Raw genomic sequence first — 21,142 nt, forward strand, 5'->3', positions numbered from 1 at the left:
TAATGGAACATATATTCTATATGAACTCGGAGCAAAGAAAATTCTTCTCGCGACAAATCCGGGTTCCGGCAATCGGGGAGCCAGGCCAGATAAAACTTCTGGAATCTTCCGTCTTGATAGTCGGTCTAGGCGGCTTAGGTTCTCCGGTTGCACTTCATTTAGCAACGGCTGGTATAGGAAGGCTTGGTCTGATGGATTTCGACCGGGTCGAATTGACGAATTTACACAGACAAACCGCCTTTACCCTTTCCGATATCGGGCGACTAAAAACGGAGGTCACTTCCGAATTTTTGATAGCCAGGGTTCCGAATCTGGTTACGCGACTTTTTTCGGATTCGTTTTCCCGGACGATCCCTCCCGAGTTTTTAAACGATTGGAATCTTATCCTAGATTGTACCGACACCTCCCCGTCTAAGTATGCGATCAACGACCTTTGCTTTCGTGCCGGGAAGCCTTTGGTCACGGCATCCGTTTACAGAACCAGCGCTCAATTTTCTTTGTTTTCCCCGAAGGGAAAACCTTGTTATCGCTGTCTATATCCGAACTTAGCCGAGAACGAAACCTTAAATTGCGCCGATGCTGGCGTTTTGGGAATTCAAACGGCTTTGGCAGGATTACAGCAGGCCTCCCTCGCAATTCGTTATCTCCTAGATCCGGCTTCGGTATCCTCCGATTCGTTATATTTGCTCGAATGGGAGTCTCCCGTTATTTACGAAAGCAAAATCAAGTCGGATCCAAGCTGCCCGACCTGTGGATCCGCGGGAGAATCATTTTCTCATACCGATTTCATCAAAGAACTTTCGCCGGAAGATTATTTGAATCGACGGGAAAAACATGCAATAATTTTAATGGATGTCCGCGAAGAAGAAGAGCAGAATGCGATCCCCATTCAGGACTCGATCCGACTTCCTCTCAGCAGGATAGTTTCGGGAGAAAAACCGAAACTATCCTCGGAAACGACTTTGGTCCTTGTGTGCGAATCCGGATCACGATCGGTACGGGCCGCGGAACTTTTACGGGAAATGTTTCCCGATATTTATTCCCTCGCAGGTGGAAGAAGAAACCTTCATTCTCTTCTCGCCGGAAAAAATCCTTAAGCGGTTTTGCGCCGGACAGAAACGGGAATCCCGCTAAATGCGGCATTCCCGGAAAGTTCATCCAGCGCTTGATCGTCGGTCAAATCGTTAATGCTTGCGCCTGCGAACTGAGCCGCGACATGCAAAGTAGTTCCCTCCTTTCCGTGTCCGAATCCGTGAGGAATGCAGACCACGCCGCGCATCATATCGTCGGTCAATTCCGCCGGAATCGAGATTTTTCCGACTCTAGACTCGACCAGAACTTCCTCCTCTTCGTTAATTCCAAGCAAGCTCGCGTCTTCGGGATGCATCATTAAGGTGCAGCGATCCTTACCCGTCATTAATTTAGGCATATTATGCATCCAAGAATTATTATTTCTTAAATGTCTCCTGCCGATCAGTAAGAAACCGTTCTGCGCTTGGAAAGAAACTCTTAACTCTTGAAATCTTTTTCGAAGTCGATTCATATCGGCCTGAATCCTCTCGGGAACCAAATGAATTTTCTTATTTTCAGTGCAGAGTCGCTCAGGAAAGCAGGGTTGCAAGGGACCTAAATCCACTCCGTGCGGACTGTTCCTCAATAATTCGAGGCTCATATCGATATTTCGCTTTCCTTTCGACCCGTAAGGCCCCGAACGAAGAGCGTGGTCGATGATTGAGGCCGGCGTTAATTTGGTTTTTATCAATTCGTTCGGAAGCGATTTTCCCGAACGCAATAGTTCCAAGCGCTTCGTTAAATCCGAAAAAATTTCCCAATCGTGGAGCATTCCATCTTCGGGTTCGAAGACCGGCTGACAATACCGGGCGATATTTCGAACGGCAAACACGTTGAAGATCAAATCGTAATGATCGTGCTCCAAAGCCGAAGTCGGGGGAAGTATATAATTGGCGTATTTCGTAGTTTCGTTCAGATAGAAGTCGACGCTCACCATAAATTCGAGAGTCGACAATGCCTTTTCCAACTTTCCCCCGTTAGGAGTGGAAAGGACCGGGTTTCCCGCCGAAGTCACGAATGCTTTAATCTGCCCCTCGCCCTCGGTCAATATTTCCTCCGCCAACGCTGCGACCGGTAATTCGTCGTTAAACTCGGGTAATTTCCGAACCCTGGATTGAAACGTATCGAAACTTCCGGGAGACGTGCGCATCGCACTCTTGGGATCGATCACGTCCACCGCAGGTAGAGTGAACATGGCGCCTCCGCGCGAGTCCATATTTCCCGTAAGAATGTTAATGGAATTAATTAACCACTGACAAATCGCGCCGAACTCCTGAGTCGACACGCCGACTCGCCCATAGCAAACCGCTCCTTTTGCATTTGCAAACTCCGTCGCGATTCTCTCTATCGTTTCGGCAGGAACTCCCGTGACTTCCTGGGCCTTAGCCGGAGTAAATTCCTCCGCCAAGGTCCGAATCGTTCGTAGATCGGAATCGGAAACCAAATCGGAGGGTTTTACAAAATTCTTTTTAAATAAAACGTTAACTATCGCAAAAAGGAAAAACGCATCGGAACCGGGTCGGATAAAAATATGCTCGTCCGCGTGCACGGCGGTTTCGGTCCTTCTCGGATCGACAACTACGTATTTCCCTCCCCTTTCCTGAATGTCCTTCAATCTTTTTTTCACATCGGGAACACTCATCAAACTTCCGTTAGATGCGAAAGGGTTGCCGCCCAGAATTAGGAAAAAATTCGTGTGATCGATATCGGGTATCGGCACCAATAATTGGTGCCCGAACATAAAATAGGATAATAGCTGATGCGGCAATTGATCCACCGAAGTCGCCGAATACATATTTTTCGTTTTGAGTCTGTTTGCGAATCTTTGTCCGAATAGCATTGAACCGTAATTATGAACCGTCGGATTTCCGCTATAGAGAGCGACGGAGTCGTTTCCGTATTGATCCTGAATCGCGAGCAATCGGACCGCGATATCCGAAAGAGCATCCGTCCAGGAAACTCGAACCCATCCGGATTCGGTACGCTTTATCGGGTACTTCAGTCGGTCTCCGTCTTCATACAGATTCTTCAGTTCTGGGCCCTTCGCACAAAGGTGACCTCGGCTAAATGCATCCTCTTTATCTCCTCGAATCGCGACTACGGCATGATCCTCAACTTCGATCCGCAAACCGCACATCGCTTCGCATAAAGTACAAGATCTATAATGTGTTTCGCCCATATTTGCCCCGTATAACGGAGCCTATTGTAACCTTTAGCGGATAAGAAGGGCAAGCATTTCTAACTTAAATCGTAACTTAAATTCGAATCCTTTGTAACCCCAACTAGTTAACCAGTTTCCTTATATAGGGCAGTACGGTTTTGGCTACTATCTTATGGCCTGCAGAAGTGGGATGAATTCCGTCTTTCTGGTTTAAATTCTTTTCTGCAGCTACCCCTGTCAGAAGAAACGGAAGCAGATCCACCTTTTCTTCTCTCGCGATTCGAGGATAGATTGCACGAAATTCATCCGAGTAAGCCTTTCCTAAATTCGGAAACGTCCTCATCCCAAGGAGTAGAATTTTAATTTTCGGATATTTTGCCCTCGTTCGCCGGATGATCGATTTTAGATTTTCTTCGGTAACTTTCGGCGAAACCCCTCGCATCGAATCGTTCGCTCCGAGCTCTAACACGAAAATATCGTAGGAAGAAGAAAGAACCCAATCGAGTCGGGCCAATCCTCCGGAAGTAGTATCTCCGCTCACGCCGGCATTCGTAAATGCAAGCCCCGGATTGGACTTCGAAAGCTCTTTCCAGACTAGATACGGAAACGCTTGATCGGGAGAATCCAGCCCGAACCCGGCGGTTAGACTATCCCCAAAAAAAAGGATTTTCTTTCCCGCCTTTTGCTCCTGGGGGTTTATCAAAGAAGGTTCCTTCCCTTTTTCCGCTTGCATCCCGAGACTGTGGAAACATAGGGCAATTATTAGAATATAGAAACGTACGGTTCTCAATCGGCGAAGCATTCACCCTCCTCGAATTTACTCAAAGCAAGTATATCGTGATTGTTCTTAGACACAAAATTTTCAAGGAAGGTCCCGATTGAAAGTCGCCAAGTAATGCTTTACGGATACCAAGTCGGATATGAATTAGGTTTCATGATCAAGCGTATCTTTTTGGCAGTCGTTTTTGCCGGACTTTTTCTAGTTTCACTCCAATGGTTAGGACAGTATCGTGCGGAACTCCATGCCCAAGAAATCCAAGAAGGAATGCTTCGTCAAGCCGACGAGATCGTAAATAAACTCAGTCCCCAGGAATTAGTCGGGCAAGTGATTCATGTCGCAATTCCGGGAACGACTTTGGATTCCTTAGCCGAGACGGAATTGGAAACGATTCTTCCCGGAGGCGTGATTTTATTCGGAAGAAATCTGGGAAATCGGGAAGAAATCACCGCCTTGAACGATTCCCTACAAAAAAAGGCCCTAAAACTAACGGGCCTGCCCTTATTGATTTCGGTAGACCAGGAAGGAGGCCGAGTCATTCGAGTCCGGGACGGAGTGACTCAATTTCCGGGGGCCATGGCTTTGGGGCAAACCAAGGATCTAGAATACGCGAAAAAAGTAGGATTCGTGACTTCCTACCAGCTTCGAAAACTAGGCCTGAATTTTTTATTCGCTCCCGATTTAGATATTAATAATAATCCTGATAACCCGGTCATCAACACCCGGTCTCTAGGAAGTAACCTCGAGACGGTCTTAAACGCGGGTGCTGCGTACGAGGAAGGCGCCCGTTTAGGCGGATCCATTCCCGTTATCAAACATTTTCCGGGTCATGGCGATACGAATGTAGATAGCCATTTGGGCCTTCCAAAAATCGAAAAAAATCTGGAAGAGCTTCGCTCCTTCGAATTAATCCCGTTTAAGGCGGCGATCGATAACGGAGCCGAAGCCGTCATGAGCGCTCATATCGTCTATCCTAAGATCGATTCCGATTTTCCCGCGACTCTTTCCTCCAGAATCCTGACGGACGTTCTTAGGAAAGAACTCAAATTCAAAGGAATCGTCATCACAGACGCGATGGAAATGGACGCGATCGACGAACACTACCAAGCGTACGATCCCGGAGTGTTAGCTCTACTTGCGGGAGCCGATATCATCCTGATGACCAGTTGGGGAAAAACCACCCTGGATATGAAGGAAAAAATCCTAAAGGCCTATAATAAGGGAACCCTTCATAGAGACGGGAAGGACGTATTAAAAGAAGCCGCCAAACGACAAATCTTGCTGAAACTAAAACACGGAATCGTCTGGGATTTTTCCAAAAAACAAAAGGAAGGAAGAGCGAAAGATATTCTGAGCGAGGACATTCCCGAAACATTACGTAAATATTATGAAGACCAATCGGCTCGTCGTGAGTCCCTGAGCGTGAACTGGAACCTGCCGGAACTGAATAGGGACGTGAGTCGGAAATCCATCGTTTCGTATCCGAATTCCTATAATCCCACGACAGTTCCGCTTTCGGAGACTATATTTGCCGTCAAAGGTTCCGAATTTTCCGCCGAGTTAGTGGCAAGGTCTTTACAAAATCTGAATTTTTCACAAATTCCGAACGCTTTAGAAAAAGGTAAAGGAAAGAGAGTCGTCGTAACCGGGGCCGTACAAGTCGATTTGGATTCGGCCGGGAGTCTCGCGAAAAAATTTCCGCAAGTCGAGATAGTGGTCTTACACTATGGAACTCCGTTTTTGCATTTACCGGAACTTCCTAATCTTAAAATTCTTTTTTCCTTTTCGCCTACCAGCGAATCCAAAAAGGCTCTACTCTACTCCATTTTAGAAAGAAAAGAGGAAATTCCCAAAGTCGATCTCGTATTAAAGACCGGCATAAAAGAGAAAGACGTCAAGGCTGCCCGAGGAAATCCGTAATTTGGATCCGCCTTTCCCTACGATAAAAAAAACGGGGAAGAGTGGAATCTACGTACATTACCCTTTTTGCATTAAGAAATGCTCCTATTGCGATTTTTATTCGGAGGGAATCGGACTTGAATCTTCTCCTTTAGAAAAAGATTTATTTCGTAAATATGAACAGGAGGTCCTTTCCCGGCTGAGCTTGCATCCCGATCATTCGGGCCTTTCTTTCGACACCGTCTTTTTCGGAGGAGGTACACCGTCCAAGGCCTCTCCCGAGCGATACGCGGATTTCCTTCGCTTCCTAAAAAACAATACAGACCTAGCTGACAATGTGGAGGTTTCCTTGGAATGCAATCCGGAGGATTTAACGGGGGCTCTACTCCGCGAATTAAACGACGCGGGCGTAAATCGGATTCATATCGGAATCCAATCCTTTCAGCCGAGAACATTGAAATTCTTAGACCGCTATTACGATCCGGAAAGTTATCCCAGGGTTTTGGAAATCGTATCCGAATCCAAAATAAAAAATTTCGGTGCCGACCTCATGTTCGGAGTTCCCGATCAAACGGAGGAAGAATTCTATTCGGACGTAGAACTGATCCTCTCTTCGGGAGTTTCTCATATCAGTCTATACGCGCTTACCCTAGAAAAAGGAACGGAATATAGCAGAAACGTGATCTCGGGCAAACTTCCGCCTCCGCAAGAGGAGATCCAGGAGAGAATTTTAAAAGATTTGCCGGAGATTTTGAGACGTAAAAATTTTCAGCAATACGAAGTCTCCAATTATTCCAGGCCGGGGTTTTACTCCAGACACAATATGAAATATTGGACTTATGAATATTACCTAGGTATCGGCCCGGGAGCTCACGGTTTTTTACCGTCGGGCCGATATTCCAACCCAAGAAATACGAACGCGTATTTGAAAGGGAATCAGGCGATGGCCTATCAACTTACGACTCCTTTCGAAGAGTTAATTTTATCCCTATTTCGAGTGTTTCTCCCGGTGGAACTTGATGAATTTCTAAAGCTTATCCCCGAAAAAGCCCCTAGTTTACTAAAAAAATTGCGGGAGAAATCCGATTCCGGTATTTGCACGTTAGACGGAACCGTCTTCCAATGGAAGCCGGAAGCGGTTCTTTTTCTCGACACTCAAATTCTGGATTTGGCGCAGTCAGAGGACAGAGGTCAGAGGACTGAAGACAGAAGCTGCTAAACGTTGGAAAAGTAATAGAGGTAGAGGAAAGATCCCCTGTACACAGGAATTTTTCTCGGGAAGATGGAAACCCTGCTCATCAATGTTCTGTCCTCTGCAGAAGACAGAGGACTGAGGACAGACGCGTTCGCTTTGCTCACGCTAGACAGAAGCTGCTAGACGTTGGGCAGGCAGCGGGGTTAGACGAAAAATCCACTGATAACGGAGGGATCTTCCTGTAGAAGATGGAAACCCTGCTCATCAATGTTCTGTCCTCAGTCTTCTGTCTTCCGTCCTCTGAAAGTCCTCTGAACACTTACATTGACCTGTATCGAAGAGCGATCTGACCCGTTCGAGCAATCTCATCGATACCGTATTTTTGCATCATCTCGATGAATGCGTTCACCTGACGGATATTACCGGAAAATTCGATGGTCAAGGAGGATTGAGTCAAATCCGCAATCCTCGCCTGAAAGACTTCGCATATGGAAATAATCTCGGTCCGGTTCTTATCGTCGCTCCGAACTACCACAAGAACCAACTCCCTACTGATACAATCATGATACGCGAGATCTTCCACGTCGATGACATCCGGCAATTTTAAAAGCTGTCGCTTTACCTGCTCCACGACCGAATCATCCCCTTTTACGACGATGACCATACTGGAAACATCAGGCTGATCGGTTACGCCTACGGCGATCGAATCTATATTATAACTGCGGCGAGTGAATAATCCGGAGACATGACTCATCACTCCCGGGTGATTATTAACTAAAATCTTAAGAATATGCTTCATTTTTTACGCGTTCCGATCAAGTCGGCAAACTCTATCATGTCCTTCTGGGATTTTCCTGCGGGAATCATCGGAAACACTTTTTCTTCCGCCGGAATCATCACTTCGAGAAAACAGGCCTCGTCGTCTTCCAAAAAGAAATCGATCGCCGCTTCAATCTCGCTTTTGGACGAAATTCTCATGGCTTTCATCGAATAGGCTTCCGCTAACTTCACAAAATCCGGATTATAATTCCATTCCGACTCGGAGAATCGCTCTTCGTAAAAAAGTTCCTGCCATTGTCGAACCATTCCGAGAAAGTTATTATTGAATACTACGACCTTTACGCCTTTCTTATACATGGCGATCGTTGCAAGTTCTTGAATATTCATCTGAATCGAGCCGTCACCCGAAACACAGATGACAGTTCTATCAGGATTTCCGAATTTAGCCCCGATCGCGGCAGGTAAACCGTATCCCATCGTACCCAGACCGCCGGATGTAAGCCACCGATTCGGTTCGTCAAAAAGGAAATATTGGGCAGCCCACATCTGATGTTGACCGACATCTGTGGAAACGATCGCTTTTCCTTGCGTCTTTTCGTGCAGACGATTTAAAAAGCCCTGAGGCTTGATCGCATCGGTCGAATCATCGAATTGAAGCGGATGCTTCTTCTTTATATCGTTTAGGAATGTTACCCATTCTTTTCGATCGGTCTCTTTTACTTTCGGAAGCAAGGCCTTCAATACGTCGCGTAGATCGCCGTGAAGTAGGTAATCGACGGGAACACGTTTATTAAATTCCGCTGAATCGATATCCACATGAGCACGTACCGCTTTTTCCGCAAACTCTCCCGGTTTGGCGACACGATCATCGAACCGAGCTCCCAAATTCAATATATAATCGCATTCCAAAATCGCCTTATTCGCGTAAGCCGTTCCGTGCATCCCAAGCATTCCCATCGATAGAGTATGAGTTCCCGGAAAGGCTCCGATTCCCATGAGGGTAGTCGTTACCGGAATATTCCCTTTTTCGGCAAGTTCTCGAATTTCCTGATGCGCGTTAGAATTGATCGCTCCCCCGCCTACATAAAGAAGAGGACGTTTCGCAGTATTTAAAGCTCTGGCGAAAGCTTCTAGATCTCCGGAGACTTTCGGCTTTTCATAATGACGAGGATTGATTTTCAGGGTTCCGGCTTGTCGAACATCCGTGAGTTCGGTTTGAACGTCCTTTGGAAAATCCAGCAAGACCGGGCCGGGTCTTCCTCCCATTGCAATCAAAGTAGCTTCTTTGAAATGCCTGGCTAGATCGTTCGCCGATTTAATCAGGGCATTGTATTTCGTAATCGGAATCGTAATCCCGTAAATATCGGCTTCTTGGAATGCATCCGTTCCGATCGTATTGGTTGAGACCTGTCCAGTAATCGCCAGAATCGGAACGGAGTCCAGTTTAGCATCAGTCAACCCCGTGACCAAGTTTGTTGCTCCAGGACCGGACGTAGCAATGCAAACTCCCAACTTACCCGTTGATCTGGCGTATCCTTCCGCCATGTGCACCGCACCTTGCTCATGCCGAACGAGAATATGCTTAATCTTTGTACTTTTATATAATTCGTCGTAAAAGGGCAAAATAGCCCCACCCGGGTAACCGAATACGATATCGACTCCGTATTCTTCCAGTAGCTCGACCATTAGTCTTGCGCCGGTTATTTTACCTTCGTTGTTAGGCATTGTTCCCCCCGCCCTAGGTCCATTCAATGATCTGCCAAGGGCCTGTCAAGAGGTTCCCAGTCATCTTAACGCTGGGTAAGAGTGCCTTTCAGAGCAATGAGAGATTTACTTTCCTATCGAAAACCGCTCTTGCGGAAACGAACCCGTTCAGCAACGCTCTAACCTTTTGTAGTTATGTGAAGTCAGTTAACGAACGACTAAACGGCATATTTCATCTTTTTTTCCTTAATTCAAATATTCTTTACGGATTTCCCCGAACGGAAAATCTATACTCAATCGTCAAACAAGTATATTAAATAAAATATTGAATGAGGATCCTGATGCTCCTCGTTCAAAATGTAAAAAGGAACGTTCGGTCTCATGAGTGAACCTATCGAAAAGACACAAGTCGGAAAGGAAGAAGAAGACTCGCATTTTGCGCAGATCAAAAACCTGGCCAAAGAAGCATATCGTTATTTGGACAGTAGGCAATGGGATAAAGCCGAATCCAAGCTCAGGGAACTCTTGGCGAAAGAACCGGCAAACACCTATGGATTAGTCGGAATGGGGGATCTCCATTTCAAGCGCAAGGAATTCAAACAAGCATTAGAATACTATAATAGATGTATCAAGGAAGATTCCTCCAATAAATTTTCCTTAATGGGCCTGATGAATTGCTATCGAGAAATGAATCTTCTCAATCGAGTCATCGAAGTCGCGGAAGAATACCGACATATAACCATCACCGATGCGTCGATTCTCAGCCGAGTTGCGGATGCGCATCGCAAACTGAAGAACTTCAAAGAATCCGAAGTGTATTATATGCAGGCCCTTCAGATCAATCCGAAAGATCAGTACGTGATCGTAGGATTAGGACATCTCTTTTTTGCCTGCCAGAGATATAAAGACGCCATTCATTGGTGGGAAAAACTACTCGTCATCCAGCCCGATAACATAAAGATCCTGACCGAGATCGGGAATAGCTACCGGAAGATCAAGGATTTTGACGAAGCGATACAATACTACCGTCGAGCGGCGGATTTGGATCCTAGAAATTTCTTCGCGTTATACGGATTAGCGGAATCCTACCGCGGTAAAAAAGATTTTCGTAAAGCCAACGAATTCTGGGAAAGAATTTTGGAATTCGATCCGGACAATAAACTCATTATCAATCGCTACGCCGACAGCCTCCGGGGAATGGGAGAATACGATAAGGCACTCGAGTGCTTCAATCGGATTCTTTCCGAAGGAGAGGATTATTTTGCCCTTCTCGGAAAAGCGTCCTCGCTTAAGCTAAAGGGAAGCAGAGACAAGGCGGAAGAGATTTATCTAGATCTTCATAAAAAATTCCCGATGGACCCGAGACCTGTAATCGAGCTTTCGGAATTATATTACGACGTTTCCAAAAAAGACGACGCCGTAAAAATTTTGGAAGAATTTCATCGCAAACAGCCCTTAAACGAAGAGGTCAAGGCAAAGCTGGATTTCATCACCCAGGAGAACTAAGACTCTTCCATGATCCGCGTCCTCTCCTCTTCGATTTCTTTCGGAAGGAGAGGGACTTCCTCCCTCCCGTCCTTTAGATAAATCGCCTCGGCATCCCAATGCCCGTTTGTCCTTGTGAGTCGAATATGATGATGCCATCTTCTCCCTTCCTTATCCTTGAAAATTCTAGGAACTCTTGCGGCGTTCACGTAAAGGGTTCCTCCATTTCGAACCTTCCAGGTTCGGAACAAAAGGGAACGTTTGGCATGGTGATGCATATGTCCCGCTACGACCACGCTTACGTTTCCGCCTTCCGCGCGAACCGCCTCCAGACATTCCGCAAGATCCGAATCTCCGAAATCGCCTTCTTCTTTCCGAAAATCGCAACCCCAAATATCGGTGGCTCGCTCCCCTAAACCGGCGGGTCCATTATGAGCTAATATTAAAATATCTTTATTGATTGCCTTCGAGTCCCGGCACAATGAAATCAATTTTGCCGAAGATTCTTCTAGACTTCGAATCCCGAATCGTCGTTTCAAAAACGGGAGAAAATTCAAACGAGAACCCATGGAAAGAGGACGTCCACCAATTAGAGCAAGATCGGAAATTTCAGAGTGGAGAGAATATTCACATACTTTTACATCCCGCAAAAATCGAAGAAAGGTAGAATAACGGTACAGATGAGCCGGCAAACCTAAAATCATCCAATACGGATTCAGTGAGAAGATTTCGACCAGCAACTGAAAGATGGAGGTCGTATCATGATTACCAGGAATCAAATAGCAAGGCTTTCGAATCCCCGCAATTTCTTTCGCTATTCCGTAAGCGCTCGCCTTTCTATAAGTGCCCAAATCTCCCGTAAAGAGAATCGCATCATACTTGCTATGTGAGAAATAGTCGGTATCGACCGATGTCCAAAAGCCATGAATGTCTCCGATTAAAGCGAGAGTGAGATCCTTCAATTGAATTACCCTAAAAGTATTATATCTAAGTATCTTTAATAATTCCTTGTATTCCACCAAGAAAGAAATTTTATAGTGAGTCATTTGGGTCTAAAATGCAAAGACCGATTTTTCGCCGAGACGGAAATGATTCGATCGATGCGACAATGGAAATCCTATGAATCAACCGGGTAAAAGGAAGACACATGCAAGGAATTAGTAAGGATATTAACAGATTCATACTTCGTTTCATTCTATTTACGGAAGTAGCCGCTTACGTTATCGCAATTCCGATCAGTCTTCTGCTTTTTTATCTTATCTTGGAAATAGATGATAGGCAAACTCAAAGCCTGATTTTTTCCGCCTCTCTAGTATCCTTGGTCTTACTCGTCTATACGTTCTTTGCGACTCGTTGGAAACTCTCTCCTCTCTTAAATTATAGAAACCAATTCGAGACCGGGGCCGTAAATCGCGAGGTCGTCTTTAAGGCGCAGAAGGCATTATTCCGGCTTCCATTTATTCACTCGATCGAGGTCGGATTACGAATGTTTTCGGGAGGGGCTATCACTGCCATTCTCTTCGATTATCTTTTTCCCGAAATAGGCGCGGACATTTACAATCTCTTCGGGATTCTTCTCTTCGTTACCGCCAGTTTGGCGATGCATTATTACCTGACGACGGATCGTTTAAAGGACGATTTAAGCCGTACGGACCTGTTCGGATCCATTGATTCCGGCTCTTTAGTGAAGCTAAGTTTAAATCGGACCCTATCCTTAACGTTTTTCTTTATCGTGTTCGTGTTGTCGATAGGGGTATCGACGGTGGTTTACAAACTGACCTATAACTCCATTCGAACCGCTTATTTCGGTCAAATGAAGAACATCTCTCAAACCCTCGACCTTCTAACGGAAACTCTCTATCGAGAAGCCGAAACGGAAGCGAAGGATGTGATCGAAGATCGAAATCTACTATTCCTATTATCGAGATTTCAATATAAGGACGCGTCCGAGTCCTTGAATCGATTTTTGTTAACGAGTTTAAAATTCGAAGGAATCGCCGTTTGGACGGAAGAGGCGGACCAGTATCGGAAATTGTCCGCAACCGGAACCTTACTCGAAGAACCCGCAATCTACGCGAATCGATTCGGCCTTCCGACTCCGAAGGAATTAAGAGTCATTCTGGAAAAAGACGGATTATTTCTAACCGAACCCAGTGCCTCATCGGCCACCGGTGCTCCGGTACTTCTTTATATAAAAGAGTTACAAATTCCGAACGGTCCGAAATCGTTTGTCGTCTTCTCGTTTAAAATCGGCGATCTGACTACCTGGATCCTGCAATCGATTAAGGTCGGGAAGACCGGCTATCCCGGAATCATGTCTTCGAAGATGACCTTCCTGAATCATATTAACCCTTCGTTTCGACTCAAGAATATTCAAGAATTCTCATTTAGGGACGCCTTTACCGGGAGCGTGGATTCAGTACCGGTTCGGTACACTCTAGACGGTATATTCAAGTTTACGATGTATAAAACGAATCAGAAATACGGGTTTAAATCCTTCGTAACCGTGGACAACGAGGAGATTTCCGGTCAGGCGTTAAACACCGCCCTCTATATGATCGCGATCTCGTTCGTCGGATTGATTTTCGTAGGCGCCTTGATCTATTTCGTCCTGACTAAGAACCTACAACCCTTGAAGGAAAGCCGGGACCTGATCGAGAAGATGGCCGAAGGGGATTTAGGACATACGATTTCGGTGTTTTCGCGGAACGAAATCGGGGAAATGTCCATTAGCATCAACGAATTTAATAAAAAAGTAAAGAACGTTCTTCGTAAAATATCGGACGCTTCCTCCAACCTCGCCTCTTCGTCGGAGGAAATGTCGGCGACTTTACGGTCGATTTCGGATAATGCCCAGGGTCAAGCGGCTTCCGCGGAAGAAATTTCCGCCTCGATAGAGGAAATTTCCGCCGGTATGGATTCCATCTCGCACCAAACGGAAGAGCAAGTGAAACTTCTGGATCGTCTCGGCGGGGAGATGAACGAATTTTCCGCATCGATTCGCGATACTTCCCAAAACGTGGCGGACACTCTCGGACAAGTAAAGAGAATCACGGAAGACGCTAAAAAAGGCGGAAAAGCCCTCGAACTGACCAACGCGAGTATCGGAAAAATCTCGCGTAGCTCGGATGAGATCACGGGCGTGATCGAAATTATCACGAATATATCCGAGCAAATTCATTTACTCGCCTTAAACGCAGCGATCGAAGCCGCGAGGGCCGGAAATGCGGGAAAAGGATTTGCGGTGGTCGCGGACGAAATTTCCAAACTCGCGGACAAAACAGCGAATAGCACTAAGGATATAGAGGAAATTATCCAATCCAACGAAGCGGAAATCGGAATCGGAGTCGGCAATATCAAAGAAACCGTGGCGGTCATCGGCGGGATTATTCACGATATCCAAATCATCTACGATAGAATGTCCGAAGTGTCTTCCTTTATGGGCGAGCAATTAAAACGGAACGAATCCGTTAATCGAAGTGGTATCGAAGTCAAGAGCCGGTCGGATTCGATTCGAGCGGCGGTTCAGGAGCAAAAATTGGCGATCGAGGAAATCGCGAGAACGATATCGAACATCAACGAACTGACGCAGTCCAATGCTGCCTCGTCGGAGGAACTGAGTTCCAGCTCGGTCGGACTCGCGAATCTAGCGGAGGATCTCAAAAAGGACTCGGAATACTTTCATTTTTGATTCCGCAAACGCTTCGTTGCAATTCTAATAAGGCCTTGCGATTTCGGAGTTTACAAAACGAAAGTAAACTCCTTGATTTTTAGTGAATTGCTTGTAATTTGCGCATATATGGAATGGGAAAAGATTCTCCGGGACTCGGTTAAGGACAGCGTAATCAAAGAGTTATACCTTAGACGAGTTCCAACTCTCAAGACCTGCGACGACTGGAACAAAGTGAAAGAAATCGGTTTGGTTGACCATAAAACCAAATACGCCCATTATAAGGGAGGTCTTGTCAAATACGGGGAGGGACTTTTCTTTGTCAGCGACGAGCGCCTCCAGGCGCTGGCTCCGTTCCGTAAATGGGATTTCAAAACCAAAATAAAAGTGGTAACCGAATAATCTCGAAGGTAATTATCGGTTCGAGATTCGAGCAACGATTCAATCGAGATTTAACGGGTTAATCTGATGATCAGATTCAGCTTTTCGGCGACCGTGATTACGTCCTGCACTCTGGTTTTATCGACCAGAACCGCGTTCGGGCCGATTTCATCCAGAACGATCTTCTTGCCTTTTATCTGGCCTAAAAGTAATTCCATTACGTTCTGATCTTTCGTTCTCACGAGTACGCAATCTTCCGCAACTTCCACGACAGGAAGGTTCCCTCCCCAATCTTCCAAAAGGAAAAGAAGGTTTTGTGCCAACTCCGCCTTGCTAGAGGCCTTAAGGAAGTCGATAAATTCAGACGGTTTATAGCCGAGTAGAATTCCGAGCTGATACGCCTCTTTTGTTAGGACAAACGTATAAACTCGATCGTAATCCTTGAGCTCCGTGAAAGCCTTGAGCAAATGAATGCCGTTCGTAGAGACTTTTTCGGGGAAGGCAATTACCGAGAAGTCGGGATTTATAGTGATACCGCCTTTCTCGGTTGCGTTCGTCAATTCCCCCGTCTGGAAGAAGTATTCGCCTAACTTAGATAAGGCGAGAAAGCGGTTGGGATACTCGACTTCCAAGAGACCGAATAAGTGCAGGTAGAAAATAGCGCTCATAATCTCTTTGCGCAGGTCCGCTAAATCGGTTTGAAAATTCTTCGTCCTAAATCCGGGAGACATGATCAAATGATCGCGAATAATCGTCGAGAAAATCACGGATAAATGAATGCGTTTGGATTTGATGATCAAGTTCACGCACTTGTCTAAAATCATCTTATCGTAAAAAGGCATCTCGGTCGGCTGGAACACTTCCGGAGGATTGATGCGCTTCATTCTGGCTTCGTTGACTTCATGAATCACGAGCTTCATGATTTCGAAAATATCCTTCTTCAAGAAGCCTTCCACGTCGCCTCTGAGAATGATGTTCTCTCCCTTGATATCCGCCAAATTCAGTAGGCGCAATATCGGAAGAATGAGTTCCATTTGATAGATTTGGCTTTTTTCCGGAAAGATACTGATATCGGGATTCAGTAGTTCCTGCTCGGTTCTCTTGTGATCCGCTTGCTTCACTTTTCCCGATTTTGCGAGAACCAAGCCTTTTCGACTGATATAGGATAGGAGTTTCTTAGTATTTAAGAAGAAGTCCAACTCGTTAGTGGCGGACTTTTCCTGACGCTGACGAGTTCCTTTCTTAACGGAAGGAAGAATCGGATTGTGCTGGATATATTTTAATAATTCTTCGGGAAGAGCGAAAACTCGTACGAATTTTTCCTCTACAAAACAAACATCCGCGACCAGACCCTTTTCGATCAAGGCGGGAACGATTACTTCGTATTTTCCGCGATTCATAACCACGAAACTGCGGATATCGTCCGCGTCCGCTACTCCCCCGCTCAGATAAATGCGAACGACAGTGTCCCTTTCCAATTCGGAAAGAGAGGTAATTGCGTTCTCAAAAGCCTCGGGTGTGGTCGCATGGGCATAGAACTTACGGATCGTATCAAGCTTAGAAGGCGCCTTTACGGCCTTTTTCCATTCTGCCGATATATCGGTCAGTTTTTTATGATCGAGAAGTTTCTCGATACTGATCTTATACTTATCCCCTTTTAGATTTTGGTCTAAGGGGACAAGATCCGACAACTCGTCGAAAGCGTGATATTTGTCTAAATTATTGGTAAGACGTTCGCGATTTTTACGCTGATAAACCAGATGATACTTCCGCAGAAGATTCAATTCCATCTCGACATTAATCGGTGGAATATTCACTTTCCGTGAAATCTCACCTAGCGTTAGGACATTCTTGTTTTTAAGAATCGCGGTATAAATATTGACTTGGAGGACTGTGAGCTTCTCCAGAACACCTTTTAGATAAAACTCATCTAGAAATGTGTCGTACAAGAACTTAAGATTTTTATTCTTTTCCTTGTATGGCGGCTTAGGAATGTTCCAAAGTGCGGCGATCTTTTTTAAGTCGTTAAGTTCGAGTTTCTCGAGTTCTTGTAACAAAACTGTTTCGCCGCTCATACCGTTGACCGAATTAATCGCTCGAGAGCCATCCTCTAATTCTTGACTGATTCGTAAACCAAAATACAGTCTTGGTCTCCTCGGTTCAGGAAAGATTCGCCTGACCATTCCACAGTCGGTTTTTGGGAGAAAAACCCGTAACTATCTAGTCGGCCTTTCGATTTAGATTGTCCTCCTAGCCTTCGCTTCTAATTTGGAACCGTATGGCCGGATTCCTTGAGAACCTTCGCCTCGGATTGGGTGGAGCTGCGAGAATGATATCGAGCGGTTTCGTCTTTTCGACTAAGACCTTATTGCTTTTGAAAGACCTAGCCGTAGGCGGAAGCACATCTAAGGACCTCCCACTGCGTTTACGGGAAGCCTTCGAAGAATTGGGGGCGACTTATATTAAACTCGGGCAATTTATTGCCTCGGCTCCCTCTCTCTTCCCGGAAGAAATCGTTACGGAAATGCAAAAATGCCTGGATTCCGTCCGCCCTATTTCCTTTAAAGAAGTAGAAAAAGTGATCCGTAAAGAGCTTGGAGGAAAGCTCCAGGATCATTTTCTAAGCATCGATCCAATTCCTCTTGCATCGGCTTCCATCGCTCAAGTTCATTCGGCAGTTACCAAAGAAGGCCTGGATGTGGTCATCAAGGTTCAAAGACCCGACATAGAGTCGGCTCTCGGAGCGGATCTAAATTTACTCTATCTAGCCAGTCTCGTTTTTGAAATCTTCGTGCCCGGTCTCAGTCGTTCCGGACTTTCCGATATGATGAAGTTATTCCAGGCTTCCATCTTCGAAGAAATCGATTTCTATAAGGAAGCCGAGAATATCGAGGAATTCGAAAGGGCGCTTCTCGCGCTGGGAGAAACCAGAGCCAGAGTTCCTAAAGTTTATCATAATTTAAGCACCAAGAAAATATTGGTCATGGAGAGATTCTACGGTGCCCCGATTACCGACGAGATCTCTCTTCGAAAATATTCTAAAGACCCGCAAAAGACCCTATCCGACGCATTGGAAGTTTGGTTCTCTACGCTATCTAGATCCGGCTTTTTTCACGCCGATGTTCATGCAGGAAATTTAATGATCCTTAGGGATGGAACGGTCGGCTTTATCGATTTCGGAATTGTCGGCAGAATCTCTCCTAAAATATGGGAAGGATTGATGATTTTCCTGGAAGGTCTCGCAACGAATCGCGCCGCCAGAATCGCAAGCGGTTTGATTCTCATGGATTCGACGGCGCAGGGCGTCGACGAAGCGCGCTTGGCAAAAGACCTCGAAAAAGTTTTCGGTGAAATGAGTGAGATGGTCCTAGGGATTCAAATGGGAGAATTAGAGGCTTTCGATGAGAAAAAGCTGAACGCAATCTTATTCGAATTTAGGGAACTAGCCCAAAGAAACGGCCTCAAGATTCCTAAAGAATTCGGACTTTTAATCAAACAAATTCTGTACTTCGATCGTTATGTGAAGGCGTTCGCTCCGGATATCGATCTAATAAGGGATAGAGAAAAATTCATCCGATGAAAAAGACCCTTTTCGAATTAGAGCCCGGCGATTCGCCCGTTCTATCGGGTTTACGGGAACTCCCCGGAAAAGAAGGCCTGGTTCGCAATTTATTGGATATGGGGTTTCTCCCCGGAACAAAGCTCCAGATACTTGCTAAATATCCTAGCCAAGATAAAATAATCGTAAAAATCGGTTTAGTCCAGTTAGCCTTAAGAAATATCGAGGCGGAATTATTGGAATTAGAGGAATCAAAGTGAAAGTTCTAGAAAAGGAAACCCTCCGGGATGGAAGGAAGGCCCACATGGATTCATTCCGGATTCTATTGGCAGGGAATCCTAACTGCGGTAAATCTACGCTTTTTAATCGCTTAACCGGATTGAGACAAAAGACGGGAAATTTCCCGGGTGTTACCGTGGAAAAAGCCGAAGGGACGATTCACTTTGGGGACGCTACAGCTAGATTGATGGATCTCCCGGGAGCCTATAGTTTAGGGGGAGAGTCCGAGGATAAGCAAGTCACCACTAGAATGCTCCTTTCCCGCAAAGTGACGGATCGAATTCTGTTCGTATTGGACGGAGTCGCCGTAGAGCGCGGGCTTCAATTTCTTCTGCAAGTCGCTTCTCTTAAAGTCCCCACGTTAGTCGTCGTCACAATGAGAGATGCCTTGGAAAAAAAGGGATTAGAGTTGGATCTAAATCCATTCGCCAAAGCATTCGGAACTAAATTCCTTTTTATCAATCCGAGAACGGGAGACGGGACCCAGGAGCTGAAGGAAGCCTTGTTTGACGCCTCCTCATTCCGTATTCCCTCGACTTCCTTCGCATGGGATAAAAAGAGGGAACGATTCCTGGAATCGATTCTTTCTCGTCTGACGAGCACGGATACGGAAGCGCTTCGTTTCGTTTTAGAGAATTCGTTAAAGGAATTGTCGGGAGAAAAACTTTTAACCGGAATTCCGGGACTCTCTTATCTGCCCGAAGACGCCAGAATATTGGTGACCGAAGAATGGAGGAAGGCCGGATTGAATTTCTCCTATCGGGATGAGCTGGTTCAAAAATCCTTTTGGATCAAGAAATTATTATCCCGCGCTCTTTTAGGCCAGGAAAATGCGACCGGCGGTGTTTTACGATTCGCGGATCGAATTCTGCTCCATCCGATTTGGGGATTGGTTTCGTTTCTTGGGATCATGGCGTTCGTATTTCAAATGCTTTTCGCCTGGTCGGAAATTCCGATGGATTGGATAGAAACCCAGGTGGGCGCGTTAGCCGTTTTTGCGGGAAGTCTTTTACCCGAAGGCCCCGTTCGATCTCTCGTCCAGGAAGGAGCCATCGGCGGAGTCGGCGCCGTTCTGGTATTTATTCCGCAAATCAGTCTTCTCTTCTTCTTTATCGGAATCATGGAAGAAAGCGGGTATATCGCGCGGGCTTCCTTCGTAATGGACCGCTTTATGGGAAGATTCGGATTATCGGGTAAATCCTTCATTCCGTTGCTTTCGTCGGCGGCTTGCGCAGTTCCCGCTATTATGGGTACAAGAACGATAGAAAACAAAGCGGATCGAATTACCACGATCCTCGTGTCTCCTTTGATCACTTGCTCGGCAAGGTATCCGGTTTATATCCTGGTCATCGGCACCGTGTTCTCGGACCGGCCCATTTTCGGAATCTTCCAGACAAAAGCTCTCGTCCTGTTCGGACTCTTCGTATTAGGAATAATCGCCTCCATGACGGCGGCGTTCATTTTTAAAAAAGCTTTTTTCCTATCCGAACCCTCCTACTTTCTGATGGAACTCCCGCGCTACCATATTCCTTCCGTTAAAAGCCTTTTCATAGTGGTATATAAGAAAATTAAAACATTCTTATTGAATGCAGGAAAAGTCATACTTTCCATTTCCATCCTTCTTTGGTTTCTCGCGAATTATCCCAGAGTGGAGGAATCGAAGATCGAGAATTTGCCGCCGCATCAGGCCAAATCGCTGCAAATATCCGAATCGTATGCCGGCCATTTGGGCAAAGCGATGGAGCCGATTCTAAAGCCGATCGGTTTCGGTTGGAAAATGGGTATAGGTTTGATTACCTCTTTTGCGGCGAGGGAGGTCATGGTCTCGACTCTTTCCATCATTTACGGTGTCCAGGGGGAAGAGGCCGAGCAGGAAGATTTGCGTAGCGCATTGCGGAACGATAAGGATCCTCAAACCGGAAAGCCGATATGGAGTCTTGCCAGCGCTTTAAGTCTACTCGTTTTCTTCGCTTTCGCCTGCCAATGTATGTCCACACTAGCGGTAGTAAAACGGGAAACGAATTCCTTATTTTGGCCGTTCTTCCTATTCGGGTATATGACGATTCTAGCATATGTATCCTCCTTTATCGTTTTTCAGGTCGGCAAAGCGGTCGGATGGAGCTAGTAAGGATTCAAAATCTATCCTTGACGTTTCGCGGATATGTCCTGTAAAACTACCC

Annotated in this window: 15 protein-coding genes; 9 read left to right on the forward strand and 6 right to left on the reverse strand. The window is 45.9% G+C overall.

Annotated features, from left to right (window positions below):
* The first annotated feature begins 20 nt into the window (after positions 1-20).
* A complete protein-coding gene (locus LEP1GSC047_RS09500) occupies positions 21-1,097 on the forward strand; it encodes a HesA/MoeB/ThiF family protein (protein ID WP_010418824.1) in 1,077 nt (358 codons plus the stop codon).
* On the opposite strand, the gene LEP1GSC047_RS09505 is transcribed toward LEP1GSC047_RS09500, so the two are convergent.
* Both LEP1GSC047_RS09505 and LEP1GSC047_RS09510 read right to left on the reverse strand, forming a co-directional pair.
* Positions 1,094-3,250: a molybdopterin oxidoreductase family protein gene (locus LEP1GSC047_RS09505; protein WP_020988700.1), complete on the reverse strand. Its 2,157-nt coding sequence runs from the start codon at positions 3,248-3,250 to the stop codon at positions 1,094-1,096. The two genes, LEP1GSC047_RS09500 and LEP1GSC047_RS09505, sit on opposite strands and share 4 nt — an antisense overlap.
* Before the next feature lie 103 nt (positions 3,251-3,353).
* Positions 3,354-4,034: an arylesterase gene (locus LEP1GSC047_RS09510; protein ID WP_010418819.1), complete on the reverse strand. Its 681-nt coding sequence runs from the start codon at positions 4,032-4,034 to the stop codon at positions 3,354-3,356.
* A 132-nt stretch (positions 4,035-4,166) separates the two neighbouring features.
* On the opposite strand from LEP1GSC047_RS09510, the gene LEP1GSC047_RS09515 reads away from it, so the two are divergent.
* Together LEP1GSC047_RS09515 and hemW are read left to right on the forward strand one after the other, a co-directional pair.
* Positions 4,167-5,930, forward strand: coding sequence for a glycoside hydrolase family 3 protein (locus tag LEP1GSC047_RS09515; protein ID WP_039934753.1), 1,764 nt, complete (start codon positions 4,167-4,169; stop codon positions 5,928-5,930).
* Between the two features lies 1 nt (position 5,931).
* A complete protein-coding gene (gene hemW / locus LEP1GSC047_RS09520; protein WP_020988784.1) occupies positions 5,932-7,128 on the forward strand; it encodes a radical SAM family heme chaperone HemW in 1,197 nt (398 codons plus the stop codon).
* 295 nt (positions 7,129-7,423) lie between these two features.
* Here hemW and ilvN read toward each other — a convergent pair whose 3' ends face one another.
* Together ilvN and ilvB are read right to left on the reverse strand one after the other, a co-directional pair.
* Positions 7,424-7,903, reverse strand: a complete 480-nt coding sequence (ilvN, locus tag LEP1GSC047_RS09525) for an acetolactate synthase small subunit (protein ID WP_010418811.1) — start codon at positions 7,901-7,903, stop codon at positions 7,424-7,426.
* Positions 7,900-9,609, reverse strand: a complete 1,710-nt coding sequence (gene ilvB / locus LEP1GSC047_RS09530) for a biosynthetic-type acetolactate synthase large subunit (protein WP_010418810.1) — start codon at positions 9,607-9,609, stop codon at positions 7,900-7,902. Before ilvB ends, ilvN begins: the two co-directional genes overlap by 4 nt.
* 360 nt (positions 9,610-9,969) lie before the next feature.
* On the opposite strand from ilvB, the gene LEP1GSC047_RS09535 reads away from it, so the two are divergent.
* Positions 9,970-11,094 (forward strand): tetratricopeptide repeat protein, encoded by a 1,125-nt coding sequence (locus tag LEP1GSC047_RS09535; RefSeq protein ID WP_010418807.1) that lies wholly within the window; start codon positions 9,970-9,972, stop codon positions 11,092-11,094.
* On the opposite strand, the gene LEP1GSC047_RS09540 is transcribed toward LEP1GSC047_RS09535, so the two are convergent.
* On the reverse strand, positions 11,091-12,119 hold the full coding sequence (locus LEP1GSC047_RS09540) for a metallophosphoesterase (RefSeq protein ID WP_010418803.1): 1,029 nt from the start codon (positions 12,117-12,119) through the stop codon (positions 11,091-11,093). The two genes, LEP1GSC047_RS09535 and LEP1GSC047_RS09540, sit on opposite strands and share 4 nt — an antisense overlap.
* 101 nt (positions 12,120-12,220) lie before the next feature.
* Here LEP1GSC047_RS09540 and LEP1GSC047_RS09545 point away from each other — a divergent pair, with 101 nt between their 5' ends.
* Together LEP1GSC047_RS09545 and LEP1GSC047_RS09550 are read left to right on the forward strand one after the other, a co-directional pair.
* Complete coding sequence (locus tag LEP1GSC047_RS09545; RefSeq protein WP_010418799.1) at positions 12,221-14,764, forward strand: methyl-accepting chemotaxis protein; 2,544 nt, start codon at positions 12,221-12,223, stop codon at positions 14,762-14,764.
* Positions 14,765-14,872: 108 nt separating this feature from the next.
* Positions 14,873-15,145, forward strand: coding sequence for a hypothetical protein (locus tag LEP1GSC047_RS09550; RefSeq protein ID WP_020988595.1), 273 nt, complete (start codon positions 14,873-14,875; stop codon positions 15,143-15,145).
* Between the two features lie 50 nt (positions 15,146-15,195).
* Here LEP1GSC047_RS09550 and LEP1GSC047_RS09555 read toward each other — a convergent pair whose 3' ends face one another.
* Positions 15,196-17,199 (reverse strand): helicase, encoded by a 2,004-nt coding sequence (locus LEP1GSC047_RS09555; RefSeq protein WP_010418796.1) that lies wholly within the window; start codon positions 17,197-17,199, stop codon positions 15,196-15,198.
* A 203-nt stretch (positions 17,200-17,402) separates the two neighbouring features.
* Between LEP1GSC047_RS09555 and LEP1GSC047_RS09560 the strand changes: the two genes are divergently transcribed.
* From LEP1GSC047_RS09560 to feoB, 3 genes are read left to right on the forward strand one after another with little or no spacing between them, the layout of a single operon-like run.
* Positions 17,403-18,704, forward strand: coding sequence for an ABC1 kinase family protein (locus LEP1GSC047_RS09560; protein WP_010418794.1), 1,302 nt, complete (start codon positions 17,403-17,405; stop codon positions 18,702-18,704).
* Positions 18,701-18,943 (forward strand): FeoA family protein, encoded by a 243-nt coding sequence (locus LEP1GSC047_RS09565; RefSeq protein ID WP_010418791.1) that lies wholly within the window; start codon positions 18,701-18,703, stop codon positions 18,941-18,943. The genes LEP1GSC047_RS09560 and LEP1GSC047_RS09565 overlap by 4 nt, the downstream gene beginning before the upstream one ends.
* Before the next feature lie 44 nt (positions 18,944-18,987).
* Positions 18,988-21,087: a ferrous iron transport protein B gene (gene feoB, locus LEP1GSC047_RS09570; RefSeq protein ID WP_039934764.1), complete on the forward strand. Its 2,100-nt coding sequence runs from the start codon at positions 18,988-18,990 to the stop codon at positions 21,085-21,087.
* The last annotated feature ends 55 nt before the right edge of the window (positions 21,088-21,142 follow it).

Origin of the sequence: Leptospira inadai serovar Lyme str. 10, from assembly GCF_000243675.2 — a bacterium.
Classification (GTDB): Bacteria; Spirochaetota; Leptospiria; order Leptospirales; family Leptospiraceae; genus Leptospira_B; species Leptospira_B inadai.